This is a genomic window from Thermotoga sp. RQ7, from assembly GCF_000832145.1.
GTDB lineage: Bacteria > Thermotogota > Thermotogae > Thermotogales > Thermotogaceae > Thermotoga > Thermotoga neapolitana.
In genome coordinates this window covers 1,503,245-1,514,958 of the sequence record NZ_CP007633.1, presented here as the reverse complement: position 1 = coordinate 1,514,958, position 11,714 = coordinate 1,503,245, and the positions used below count along the sequence as shown (strand labels likewise).

Sequence of the window (11,714 nt, the reverse complement as noted above, 5' to 3'; positions counted from 1 at the left end):
CTACCACCCCAATCTGATGAACACAGGCAAACTGATCTGAGAATCCTTCAGAAGTACTCTGTAACCAAATCCCCACCTCACCTTGCCGTACTTTTTCCAGAAGAACGTGATAAGGCCAAAATAAGGTTTCATGGAAAGTCCCACCCTCGTTTCCAGAGTGAGCATGAAGTCCTTCAAATCTACATTCCTCAGAGCACCGACAAAGAAAGAGAAATTTGAAACATCCCACAGTTCCACTCCCGCTGTGAACCTTCCGTTGTCCACACCAAAGGCCATCGAGGTCGTTCCGGAAAAGTCGATCGAAAAGCCCACAAAGGCTCCACTCATCACACACGTAGAAAGAGCAAAAAGCAAAACGAAGAGTGATCCTTTCACGTTTCCCACCCTGAAACGATTATACTATGATGGGGGTGAGAAATTTGATTTTTCTTGGATGCGACGTTGGTGGAACGAAAACACTGGCGGTCCTGAGCGATGAAGAGGGGAACATCCTTGCCGTTCACAGAGGTCGCGGGGCGAACTACCAGGTCGTTGGGAAAGAGAACGCCCTGAAAAATCTGAAAGATGTGATAAACAGCGTTCTGGAAAGGTCAAAGAAGACTCTCGAAGACGTGGATTTTGCCTTCTTCGGATATGCCGGAGCGGATTTTGAGTACGAGATGAAGATCGTGAGGGAGATTTTGGGAGAAATCGGCCTCAAAAGATTCGACTTCGACAACGACGGAAGAATCGCCCTCAGGTCCGGCTCTTTCGACGACACGGGGATCATGGTGAGTTGCGGGACCGGTAGTATCTCGTACGCCTCCGATGGGAAGAGAGTGAACAGAATAGGAGGACTTTCCTTTTCCCTCGGTGAAAGGCTTGGCTCTCACTACATCGCTTCCCTTGTGACATCCGCTGTTGTGAGGGCAAAAGACGGAAGGGACGACTGGACGGTCCTTGTTGACGAGATTGAAAAAGAGATCGGACCGGTCGAAACCCTTCTGAGATACGATTACGAAGGTGGAGACACCGGTGAAATCGTCAGGAAAGTGAACCAGGTCCTCTTCAGGTGTGCCGAAAATGGAGACACGGTCTCTCTCAGAATATTCAACGAAATCGTGATCGAGGTGAAAAAGATAGTGGACGCACACAGAAAAATCCTTAACTTCACACCACCCATCAGGCTGATCCTGGAGGGAAGCTTCTTCAAGAACGCTCCTTCCCTTCTCATAAAGATGATAGAAAGTGCCGTCGGAAAGGAATACGAAGTCACAATCCCGGAGCACGATCCAGTGATCGGTGCGGTACTGTTTGCCATGGAGCGTTCTGGAATCGAGGTGACGGAAAAACTCTACAACAGGCTGGTGAAGAACTACCTGAAGGAGGTGAAGAGATGAGAATTGCGGTGATAGGTGGTGGAAGCAGTTACACCCCGGAGCTGATAAAGGGGCTCCTGGACATCTCCGGTGACGTTCAGATCGATGAGGTGATCTTCTACGACATAAACGAAGAAAAACAGAAGATCGTGGTCGATTTTGTGAGAAGGCTCGTGAAGGACAGGTTCAGGGTACTGATCGCCGAGAGTTTCAAAGACGCGGTGATGGATGCAAAGTACGTGATCTTTCAATTCAGACCAGGAGGGTTGAAGGGAAGGGAAAAAGACGAGGGCATACCGCTGAAGTACGGCCTCATCGGACAGGAAACAACGGGGGTGGGGGGATTTTCGGCGGCCCTGAGGGCCTTCCCCGTCGTGGAAGAGTACGTCGAAACAGTGAGAAAGGTCTCGAACGCAACGATAATAAACTTCACCAATCCTTCCGGGCACATCACCGAGTTTGTCAGAAACTACCTTGATTATGAAAAGTTCATAGGACTCTGCAACGTTCCGATAAATTTCATCCGGGAGATTTCGGAGATGTTCTCAGTAAACCTTGAAGACGTGTTTCTCAAGTACTACGGGCTCAACCACCTGAGTTTCGTTGAGAGGGTCTTCGTGAAAGGCCAGGATGTCACAGAAAAGGTCTTTGAGAACCTGAAACTGAAACTTTCCAACATACCCGATGAAGATTTTCCAGAGTGGTTCTACGACTCTGTAAGGCTCCTCGTGAATCCGTATTTGAGATATTACCTGATGGAAAAGAAGATGTTCAAAAAAATCACCTCGCACGAACTCAGATCAAGGGAGGTCATGAAAATAGAGGAACAACTCTTCGAAAAGTACAGAACCGCTACTGAAATTCCTGAGGAACTCTCAAAGCGTGGAGGAAGCATGTACTCCACAGCGGCGGCCCATTTGATAAGAGACCTTGAAAAGGACGAAGGAAAGATCCACATAGTGAACACGAGGAACAACGGATCGATCGAAAATCTCCCCAACGATTATGTTCTCGAGATTCCATGCTACGTGAGGTCTGGCAGGGCACTTTCGATCTCTCAGGGAAAGGGAGATCTCTTTGCCCTCTCGTTCATCCATGCTGTGAAAATGTACGAGCGCCTTACGATAGAAGCGTATCTTAAGAGATCAAAAAAACTGGCACTGAAAGCCCTTCTTTCTCATCCTCTGGGGCCGGATGTGGAGGACGCGAAAGATCTTCTCGAAGAGATACTGAAGGCAAACAGCGAACACGTGAAACTGGTGTGAAAAAAACAAAGGAGGGGGAAATTCCCCCTCCTGTTTTTGGTCGACCAATGTGTATTATACCACATTTTACTCCAATCTGTCAAGCAGGTATTTTCATCTTCTGTCCGTTCAAGTATTATTATACTCCTTCCTCAACTTCTTTGCAAGGTCCACCATGTTTTTCAAAGAGGGTACGACCTCTTCCCAGTTTCTTGTTTTAAGGCCACAGTCGGGGTTCACCCATATCAGTTCCTTCGGAAGTATCCTGAGGACTCTTTCTATTATACTCTTCATTTCATCAACGGAGGGAACAGCGGGAGAGTGAATGTCCCAGACACCAACACCAATCTGTTTCTTCCAGCCCTTGAAGTTTTCAAAGGCTGAGATGATCTCTCCCTTGCTCCTTGAAGCCTCGATGCTTATCACATCGAACTCCAGCCTGTGGATGTACTCTATTATCTCGTTGAAATCAGAGTAACACATGTGGGCATGGATCTGCGTCTCAGCCTTTGCATTCGCAGCCAGATTGAAGGCGTTTATTGCCCACTCGAAGTACTCCGGCCATCTGCTCTTTTTGATGGGTGCCTTCTCTCTGAACGCAGGTTCATCGATCTGGATGATCTTTATTCCGGCTTTTTCCAGGTCTTTCACCTCCTCGTTTATTGCAAGGGCGATCTGGTAGGCGATCTCCTCTTCTGGAATGTCTTCCCTGTAGTAACTCCAGCCCATGATGGTGATGGGACCTGTGAGCATTCCCTTGACGGGTTTTTCTGTCAGAGACTGTGCGTAGGTGATTTCTTTCAACGTCATGGGCCCTGTCCTTGAAACCGTGCCGTATATGATGGGTGGGCGGTAGCATCTTGAACCGTAAGAAAGAACCCAGCCGTTCTGTGTGGTGGCGATTCCGTTCAGTCTCTCCGCGAAGAACTCCACCATATCGCTTCTTTCGAACTCACCGTGTACCAGAACATCGAGCCCTATCTCTTCCTGGATCCTTACTACCTTTTTTATCTGTTCTTTTATGAAGGACTCGTATTCTTCTTCCGAGATTTCTCCCCTTCTGTACCTTGCCCTCATCTTTCTCACATCGCTGGTCTGAGGGAAAGATCCGATTGTTGTGGTCGGAAAAAGAGGAAGTTTCAGTTCTTCTCTTTGAATCCTGTCACGCTCCTGATACTCCTTCTCTCTTCTGAAAGAGTCAGGTGTGAGCTGTTTTATCTTTTTAGAAACTGATTCATCGACGGCGAAGTCTTCGAAACTAACCTCTGGAAGATTTACTTTTTTCCCTTCAAAGAACTCTTTCAGTACTTTCAGCTCTTCAAGTTTTTCCTTTGCGAAGGCAAGTTTTTCCCTCAGACCATCAGGAAGGCTGTTTTCCCATTGCGCAGTTATGGGAAGGTGAAATAGCGGACAGGAGTTCGAGATGGCACTCGCACCGAGTTTGTCCACAAGTTCTGCCACTTTCTTGAGATTTGCTCTCCAGGGCTGACGGCCGTTTATGACACCGGCTATGAGAGTCTTGTCCGATGGAAAACCGTATTTTTCGAAGTTTTTGAGATTTTCTGTGTTTGAAACAAAATCCAGGTGAAGGCCCTTCACAGGAAGGGACACGTAGAACTCGTAATCAGAAACGCTGTCGTAATAGGTAAAAATCGTCAGAGGAAACCCTGAAAACTCGCTGTACACATCTTTTATCAAACTCCAGTGGTCTTTCTGAAGATCACACACGAAGGCAGGCTCATCCACAAGGATTTCTCCGCAACCGTTTTCTACGAGTTCTTCAAAAACTTTCCTGTAGACAGGAACGAGTCTGGTGAAAAGTTTTTCCATTTCACCGGGTTCTCTGATCCACATCCCGTCTTTTTTGGAAAGATAGAGGAAGGTGAACGGTCCCAGTATTCTTGGTGCGGTCTCAATTCCCATCGATTTAAAGAAGAGAAAATCTTCAAGGGGAATGTTTTCAAGGAGTTCAAAGTTTCCACTCTCTATCTCGGGAACAAGGTAGTGGTAGTTCGTGTTGAAGTACTTCGTCATCTCAAGGGCCTTTCTTCCACGTGCCATCTCAAAATAAGTCGAAAGACCCTCATACTTTCCAAACCGCTTCGGAATCGCCCCCACCATTACGGCTGTGTCGAGAACGAAATCGTAGTAAGAGAGTTCGTTCGAAGGAACAACGTCCACGCTCGTTCTGTAGTTCTCCACCATGTAAATCCTGAGTCTGTTCATTTCCTCTTTGAACTGGTTTTTTGTGATCTTTCCTTTCCAGAAATCTTCCAGTGCTCTCTTGAACTCTCTTTTTTCTCCTATCTTCGGAAAGCCGAACGCGTACACCTTCAACTTCTTTCACCTCCATCTGTTGTATGATTTGAAATCATGATACCACATGTTGTGTGTAACGTGGTTAACGGAAGGAAAATTCGCATAAACGTTTTTTGAGGGAAAAACAGGCCCTTTCAAGTGGTGATGTGTGATATACTCAAAGAAGAATCGACGAAGGAGGGAACGGGTATGGTCGTGAGATCTTCTGAACTCACCCCTGAAAAGATTTCGAACATGCGCGGTGGAAAAGGAGAAGTGGAGATGACTCACCTTCTCTCAAAAGAAGTCATGAAAAACAGAGCAAGGCTCTTTGCGAAGATGAAACTTCCACCGGGGTCTTCTGTAGGACTGCACAGGCACGATGGAGAGTTCGAGATATACTACATCCTCTCCGGAGAAGGCATCTTCCACGACAACGGAAAGGACGTTCCCATAAAGGCAGGAGACGTGTGTTTCACAGATTCTGGAGAGTCACATTCCATAGAGAACACAGGAGAGAAAGACCTTGAGTTTCTGGCGATAATCGTTTTGCTCTGATTAACTTTTTCGCCCCGCGATCACCACAAAAGCCCCTTCGCCGTATCCTTTTAAGACAGGCTCAACATCGGTGAGTTTTGAGGGATGGTTGAAGAGTGTCTGAACCACTTTGAAGTCCCCAAAACCCACCATTTTCATTAGGTGCACTATCTCTTCGGTCGAGAAGAATCTTGCACGTTTGTAGAAGAGGCTCTTTTCCTTCTTTTCTTCGTACTCTCTTCCCAGAAAACTTTCTCTGTCCACAATACCAACGATAATGTGTCCTCTTTTTCTGATCACTCTTTTCGCTTCCTGCAAGGCCTTCAGTGGATCATCCACAAAGCAGATCGTGGTGACCATCAGTGCAAAGTCGAAGCTTTCATCCTTCAGTGGCAGATTCTCCGCTGTTCCTTCTATCACCAGTATTCCCCTTCTTCTTGCTATCTTTCCCATGCGTTTTGAAGGTTCCACCCTGATCTTTATCTTCAAAGGAACAGCGAACCTTCCTGTACCAACCCCTATCTCCACTCCCCTTCCCTCTGGAAGAAGAGTCTTCACCGCTTTGAGTTCAGAAAGATAGGCGAATTTATGCTTTAAGAACCACTCCTCGTACTCGTTCACGAAGTGTTCAAAGACATCCCACATGCTTTTTCACCGTCCTTCCTGATAAAATAAAGTCCACGGGAGGTGACACCTTTGTTCGAAGAGTACACCTCTTTTGTTTTCAAAAACAGAAAGAAGATCTTCGCGGTGGTGCTGGTACTGAACATTTTAGCACTCTTTGGGCTTTTCGGACTTCACTTCACAACTGAGTTTTCCATTCTGATGCCTCAGAAATCCCGTCAGAAAGAGATATACGAGAAGATGAACGGCGTCTTCAAAACAGGAGAACAGCTTGTGGTGATGGTGAAGACGAACGTCGATCCCCTGAGCAGAGAGGGAATAGATGAGATCTTTGAAATAAAGGAAAAACTCTCCTCCGTTGAAGGTGTAAAGACTGTCATACCACCCATTCCGGAGAAGTTTCCCGCTGGCTTCAGACTGGTGGAGACAAAGAACATGTCCGAAGAGCAGTACAGAGACTTTCTGAGCTATGTTGAAAACATGAAAGACTTCCTCAACGTGAGGAAAATGGAAGATGGATACTACTCCCTATTCATGATACTTCCCAGAAACAGTGTAAATCCCAATGAAATCGAAAGTACTCTTTCAGGATATGAACATTACCTCTCTGGAACACAGTATCTGGAAGACCAGATATTTCGCTATCTTCTGTTCATGATATTCACACTTCCCCCACTCGCCGTTGTTCTTCTTCTGAACGTCTTCAGAGTACAACTTGGAAGGTTCAGATACGCCATTTTATCTTTGATACCGGCGGGATTCGCCGCCCTCTGGACGCTTGGCTACGTGATGGGATGGATGGGCCAGAACCTTTCCATCATCACGGTTCTGGTTCCCATATTCACCATCGTCATGGGAAGTGCCGATGGGCTTCACTTCGTTTCGCACTTTTTGGAACGAAAGAAAGATGGAGAGAGTACGTTCAACGCCATCAAAGATACTCTCGAGAGTGTTGGAAGGGCGATGATCCTCACCACACTCACCACGATGGCAGGATTTCTCTCTTTTCTCACTTTGAACTCTCAGTCCATGAAACAGATGGGACTCCTCGCTGCTGCTGGAATCGGTCTTGCGGGAGTTTCAACGTGGATCGTACTTCCCGTAATACTGTCAGGAATGGAAGATGTTGAGATCAAAAAGAAGGAAAGCAGCCTGGCCCGGCTTTTTCAAAGACTTTCAAAGCGAGCGTGGATCATCACACTGGTGGTTCTTTTCGCCTTCCTTCCAGGCACATTCCTTCTGAAGGCAGACCTCAACATCCTGAAACTCTACAAAAGTTACACAAAGGTCAGAAAGAACGTGGAGAAGATAGAAGAGATCTTCGGAAGGGCTCTGCCCGTTTATGCCGTTTTCGAGTCAGAGAATCTGCTCTCTCCAGACTTTGCCCGGAAGGTCCTTTCGATGGAAGAAAAACTGAAGAGCAAAGGATACGATGCCTTTTCCGTCTACGATATCCTTGTGAAGATGAACGAACATCTCTTCAAAGAAGAAGGTTACCCGAAAATCCTTGCAAGGGCGCTGATACTCAAAAGACTTCTTCCAGAGGAGTACACGAACAACTTTCTATCCGAAAGCACAGGAAGGGCTTTCATCTTTCTGGATAACCTCGACAGAAACACTCTCGAGGAAGTGGAACACATAGTGAAAGAAAGCGGCTTTCAGGTGACGGGGCTTCCCTACATCATAAAAGAGATGAACGACTCGATCGTTCATCAGCAGGTACTTTCGGTGGTGCTTGCTGTCAGCATGGTCTTTCTCCTTCTTGTTCTGTTTCAGAGAAGTTTTGTCATTCCAGCAAAGGCGATCGTTCCTGTTCTGATCTCGCTTGTGTCTCTTTTTGGTTTCATGGGGCTTTCTGGGATTCCTCTGAACCTGATCACGGCAAACATGGCCGGAATAGTGATCGGGGTTGGAATAGATTACGCCATACATGTGACGGAGCTGTTCAGATATTACAGGGATCTGGAAAAGACGGTAAAGATCGCATCCACACCCGTTTTGGCAAACGCCTTTGGTCTTTCTGTGGGGCTTTCCGCTCTGATTCTGTCACCCTTCACGTTCCACACTTATCTTGTCGCAATCATGTGGGTCACGATGACCGTGAGCTCTTTCATGAGTCTTGTGGTTTTGCCAAAACTTCTGGAGGTGAAAAGATGAGGAAAAACGAGTACACCTGCACCTTGCTCGAGCCCGGTGTATGGCACATCGCCGACTACAGGGGAGACAGTATGTACCTGGTAGTGGGAGAAGAGAAAGCCCTCCTCATAGACACCGGTATGGGAGAAGGTGACCTGAAAGGTTTCATAAGATCCATCACGGAAAAACCCATCGAAGTTGTTCTCACCCACGCCCACTGGGATCACATCATGCAGGCAAACCAGTTCGAAAAGGTGTATCTCAACCACAGGGACCTTCAGATCATAGAACTGTTCAAAATACAGGTGGATTACAAAAACTTTCTGGACGTGAGAGAGGGAGACAGTTTCGATCTTGGTGGAAGAACGCTCGAGGTGATCGAAGTCCCGGGACACACACCAGGGTCGATCGCTCTTCTGGACAGAGAAAACAGGCTGCTTTTCAGCGGGGATTCGGTGGGGGCAGGACACACCTGGATGCATCTTCCGGGATGTCTTCCACTGAGAGAGTACCTTAAAAGCCTGAAAAAACTCAGAGAGATCGACGGTTTCGAGAAGATCTACCATGGGCATCTGAGTGGCACACAGTTGAAACCTTTTGGACCAGATTATCTGGAAGACCTCATAAAGGCTGTGGAAGGTGTTATCGATGGGTCACTGAAGGGCGAGCCGTATCCCTATGGAAACTTCAAGGGTCTCTATGCAACATGCGGCACGGCAGTTCTGGTGTACAATCCAGAGAAAGTCTGAACGATTTCTATTTTTCTCTTTTCGTGAGATACTCGATCAGTAAACCCACACCGATTCCTATGAAAAGAGACGCAATGAAATAGAACACGGAATGTTTGAAAAGAATAAAACCAACTCCAAGCCCTATCAGGGCCGTTCCACCCGTGATACTCATCTTTTTCATTCTGCCCATCTCCTCTTTTGATCCAGTATCTTCATTGTACTCTCAAAATCCTTCAAAGTCCACTCAACGTTTGATCTTTTTTTCGCTGCTTCTTTTGCCAGCCTGTCAGCCTCATCGTTGCAAAAGTCTCCAGAGTGACTCTTCACCTTCTCAAAGACCACTTCAAGACCGCTCCTGCAAAACTGCTCGTAAAGGTACTTGTAAACACGCGTCACCGGCTCTTTTGTTCTGTACTCTTCCGTTGCCCACTTTTCAAGCCCTTCAAGATCGTGCCTGAGAATGAGTCTTTTTGCTCCTTTCTTCAAAGCACAGTCCATGGCAAAAAGTGCAGCCATGATCTCTCCGGCTATGTTCCTTGAGTCTTTGAACTCATCGATGTCCGTCCAGAAGTAGTACTCTTCCTTCTTTCCCCTATAGCACAGAACCACTCCAGAACCACAGACCACATCATAACTCCCATCCACATAGGCGATCATCGTCTCTTCGTCAAGTTCCGGGCAGGTGCATTCATCTTTTCCCTCAAGATATGCCTTTGCATCCTCTATCTTCTCAAAACTTTTGTACTCTGCTCCCGGAAAGCCCTTTACCTGTTTTTCTGCCTCTTCCCAGGACTCATAGATTCCTGGTACCCTTCCTTTCCTCACAGCGTAGTATTTTTTTGCCAACTTCATCACCTCTCAAACCCATTTATACCATGTCCATTTAAAATCGATACAATTTGGAGAAATTAAGGTCCTGGATGTATAATAGACCCAGTCGTTGAAGGGGGGATTTTCCGTGGAAAAAAGAGTTCTGGGGAAAACAGGTGAAAAGCTCTCTGTGGTCGGATTCGGCGGAATCGTTGTGATGAACGAGTCCGTGGAATCTGCAAAAAAGATAGTTGCCAGAGCGATCGAGAGGGGCATAAACTACTTCGACGTTGCTCCTTCCTACGGAGACGCCGAGGAAAAACTTGGCCCAGCGCTGAAGCCTTACAGAGACCAGGTGTTTCTGGCCTGTAAAACGATGGAGAGAACAAAAGAAGGTGCCTGGAAAGAATTGAACGAATCTCTGAAGAGACTCCAGACGGATCACTTTGACCTTTATCAGTTCCATGCTGTGACCACGCTCGATGAGGTGGAGGCCATCTTTTCACCGAATGGAGCTATAGAGGCCTTTTTGAAGGCAAAAGAAGAAGGACTGATAAGGTACATCGGTTTTTCTGCTCACAGTGAGGAAGCTGCACTTTCGATGCTGGAAAGGTTCGATTTCGATACGGTACTTTTTCCACTGAACTGGGCAAGCTGGCTGGGAAAAGGATTTGGCAAAAGACTTTACAGCAAAGCCCGGGAGAAAAACATGGGAATTCTGGCAATAAAGGCTCTGGCAAAAAGACGTCTGGAGGAAGGAGAAGAAAAACGCTGGGAAAAATGCTGGTATCATCCTGTGGATGATTTCGAAGAAGCATCCATGGCACTTCGCTTCACACTATCACTGCCCGTCACCGCAGCTGTGAGTCCAAGTCACCAGGAATTTCTCTGGTGGATGTGTCAAATCGTTGAAAATCAGGGAACAAAAATCAGCGAAGAAGAACTGCAGATACTGAAAGAAAAAGCACAGAAACTGACACCCGTTTTCCCACTCGATCACTCTTGAGTCATCCAGTGTAATATCCTCACCAGTCTTCTTCTTGCCCTGCCGTCCTCTTCACACCAGAAGGCAACAAACAGGGGCTGAACCTTGAGAGAGTGCCTCTTTGCAAACTCTCTCACCACATCCGGCTTCCTTAGCCTGATCCCAAACCTCACTCCATCGTACCTTCCGTAGTTCCTCAGAAATCTATCAAGGAATTTTCTGTCAGGCTCTTTCATCTCGATGTATTTCAAAGTGAATCTTTCTAGTTTCTTTCTTTTCATCTATTGCGCTATCTATTTCTGAGAGAGCCTCCTCATAAAGCTTTTCATGACGGTATTTCAGAAATCTTATGTAATGTTTCCAGGATGCATCATGGCATGTTTTGAAGCAGTATGTAACAAGTGGTCGTGAGAAAAGAAATCCATGCTGAAATGGTGCTTTCAAAAGTTGATGACTTTTCAATCCTTTCCCTCCAAAACTATTATTTTTACGCTATTTTATCACACTGCTGTGTAACGTTAGGAGTGAAATTGCACAAAACATGAAATCTCAATGAAAATCCTTTATCGCAGAACGCTTTAAAAAGGGCTTTTCAAAACCAGGAAGATTTGAAAGGTCACAAAAGATCTGTTCTAATGAGGAAGGGGGATGAAAATCGTGAGAAGGATCATTCTCACAATAGTTATTCTGCTCTCTCTCCTATACACGCTTGTGTTTCCCAGTCCTTCTGATGATTATCAAACGACAGTGAGGAAAAAAACTGTTGTTCACACCCTCCTGCTAGAGAAGTCACACTCGGAAGATTTAACGGCTGGAAATCAAATTTTACGGTTTAATAAAAGCCTCGCGAGGCTTCTAATATCGAATGAAAGGGGGGACAAAGGATGAATGTACTTAAGCGAATCGCGAACCATTCTATTCCTTTAGGTGGATGCACTAACAGAAGTCAAAGATGTGCAGTAGTAACTCCTTAGACTGAGGTTAGAAATTT

At 46.3% G+C, this 11,714-nt stretch carries 12 protein-coding genes and 1 pseudogene; 7 read left to right on the top strand and 6 right to left on the bottom strand.

What is annotated here, in order from left to right; all coding sequences use genetic code 11:
* Positions 1-375 (bottom strand): hypothetical protein, encoded by a 375-nt coding sequence (locus TRQ7_RS07820; protein ID WP_041844371.1) that lies wholly within the window; start codon positions 373-375, stop codon positions 1-3.
* Between the two features lie 44 nt (positions 376-419).
* Between TRQ7_RS07820 and TRQ7_RS07815 the strand changes: the two genes are divergently transcribed.
* Together TRQ7_RS07815 and TRQ7_RS07810 are read left to right on the top strand one after the other, a co-directional pair.
* The gene (locus tag TRQ7_RS07815) at positions 420-1,379 is read left to right on the top strand and encodes an N-acetylglucosamine kinase (protein ID WP_041844370.1); all 960 of its coding nucleotides are present in this window, start codon (positions 420-422) and stop codon (positions 1,377-1,379) included.
* Complete coding sequence (locus TRQ7_RS07810) at positions 1,376-2,623, top strand: 6-phospho-beta-glucosidase (RefSeq protein WP_041844369.1); 1,248 nt, start codon at positions 1,376-1,378, stop codon at positions 2,621-2,623. Before TRQ7_RS07815 ends, TRQ7_RS07810 begins: the two co-directional genes overlap by 4 nt.
* Before the next feature lie 108 nt (positions 2,624-2,731).
* On the opposite strand, the gene metE is transcribed toward TRQ7_RS07810, so the two are convergent.
* Positions 2,732-4,939, bottom strand: a complete 2,208-nt coding sequence (gene metE, locus TRQ7_RS07805) for a 5-methyltetrahydropteroyltriglutamate--homocysteine S-methyltransferase (RefSeq protein WP_041844368.1) — start codon at positions 4,937-4,939, stop codon at positions 2,732-2,734.
* Between the two features lie 171 nt (positions 4,940-5,110).
* On the opposite strand from metE, the gene TRQ7_RS07800 reads away from it, so the two are divergent.
* Positions 5,111-5,458, top strand: a complete 348-nt coding sequence (locus tag TRQ7_RS07800) for a cupin domain-containing protein (protein WP_041844367.1) — start codon at positions 5,111-5,113, stop codon at positions 5,456-5,458.
* On the opposite strand, the gene TRQ7_RS07795 is transcribed toward TRQ7_RS07800, so the two are convergent.
* Positions 5,459-6,082, bottom strand: coding sequence for a class I SAM-dependent methyltransferase (locus tag TRQ7_RS07795; RefSeq protein WP_041844366.1), 624 nt, complete (start codon positions 6,080-6,082; stop codon positions 5,459-5,461). It abuts the gene before it with no gap.
* A gap of 51 nt (positions 6,083-6,133) precedes the next feature.
* On the opposite strand from TRQ7_RS07795, the gene TRQ7_RS07790 reads away from it, so the two are divergent.
* Positions 6,134-8,218, top strand: a complete 2,085-nt coding sequence (locus TRQ7_RS07790) for an RND family transporter (protein WP_041844365.1) — start codon at positions 6,134-6,136, stop codon at positions 8,216-8,218.
* Positions 8,215-8,946 carry an MBL fold metallo-hydrolase gene (locus tag TRQ7_RS07785; protein WP_008195326.1) on the top strand — a complete coding sequence of 244 codons (732 nt, stop codon included), beginning with the start codon at positions 8,215-8,217 and terminating at the stop codon, positions 8,944-8,946. The genes TRQ7_RS07790 and TRQ7_RS07785 overlap by 4 nt, the downstream gene beginning before the upstream one ends.
* A gap of 7 nt (positions 8,947-8,953) precedes the next feature.
* Here TRQ7_RS07785 and TRQ7_RS07780 read toward each other — a convergent pair whose 3' ends face one another.
* A complete protein-coding gene (locus TRQ7_RS07780; RefSeq protein WP_008195324.1) occupies positions 8,954-9,109 on the bottom strand; it encodes a hypothetical protein in 156 nt (51 codons plus the stop codon).
* Positions 9,106-9,774, bottom strand: a complete 669-nt coding sequence (locus TRQ7_RS07775) for a viroplasmin family protein (RefSeq protein WP_038053131.1) — start codon at positions 9,772-9,774, stop codon at positions 9,106-9,108. Before TRQ7_RS07775 ends, TRQ7_RS07780 begins: the two co-directional genes overlap by 4 nt.
* 112 nt (positions 9,775-9,886) lie before the next feature.
* Between TRQ7_RS07775 and TRQ7_RS07770 the strand changes: the two genes are divergently transcribed.
* Positions 9,887-10,744 carry an aldo/keto reductase gene (locus TRQ7_RS07770; protein WP_004079927.1) on the top strand — a complete coding sequence of 286 codons (858 nt, stop codon included), beginning with the start codon at positions 9,887-9,889 and terminating at the stop codon, positions 10,742-10,744.
* Here TRQ7_RS07770 and TRQ7_RS07765 read toward each other — a convergent pair.
* A pseudogene (locus TRQ7_RS07765) lies at positions 10,735-11,004 on the bottom strand (hypothetical protein); the annotation flags it as partial. The gene TRQ7_RS07770 and the pseudogene TRQ7_RS07765 overlap by 10 nt on opposite strands.
* 367 nt (positions 11,005-11,371) lie before the next feature.
* Here TRQ7_RS07765 and TRQ7_RS07760 point away from each other — a divergent pair.
* Positions 11,372-11,611 carry a hypothetical protein gene (locus tag TRQ7_RS07760; protein WP_004079921.1) on the top strand — a complete coding sequence of 80 codons (240 nt, stop codon included), beginning with the start codon at positions 11,372-11,374 and terminating at the stop codon, positions 11,609-11,611.
* The last annotated feature ends 103 nt before the right edge of the window (positions 11,612-11,714 follow it).

What these genes read in the sequence shown, in the direction of transcription:
- TRQ7_RS07810 (WP_041844369.1), top strand. Translation starts at nt 1,376, where the DNA reads ATGAGAATTGCGGTGATAGGTGGTGGAAGCAGTTACACCCCGGAGCTG.
- TRQ7_RS07800 (WP_041844367.1), top strand. Translation starts at nt 5,111, where the DNA reads ATGGTCGTGAGATCTTCTGAACTCACCCCTGAAAAGATTTCGAACATG.
- TRQ7_RS07795 (WP_041844366.1), bottom strand. Translation starts at nt 6,082, where the DNA reads ATGTGGGATGTCTTTGAACACTTCGTGAACGAGTACGAGGAGTGGTTC.
- TRQ7_RS07785 (WP_008195326.1), top strand. Translation starts at nt 8,215, where the DNA reads ATGAGGAAAAACGAGTACACCTGCACCTTGCTCGAGCCCGGTGTATGG.
- TRQ7_RS07780 (WP_008195324.1), bottom strand. Translation starts at nt 9,109, where the DNA reads ATGAAAAAGATGAGTATCACGGGTGGAACGGCCCTGATAGGGCTTGGA.
- TRQ7_RS07760 (WP_004079921.1), top strand. Translation starts at nt 11,372, where the DNA reads ATGAAAATCGTGAGAAGGATCATTCTCACAATAGTTATTCTGCTCTCT.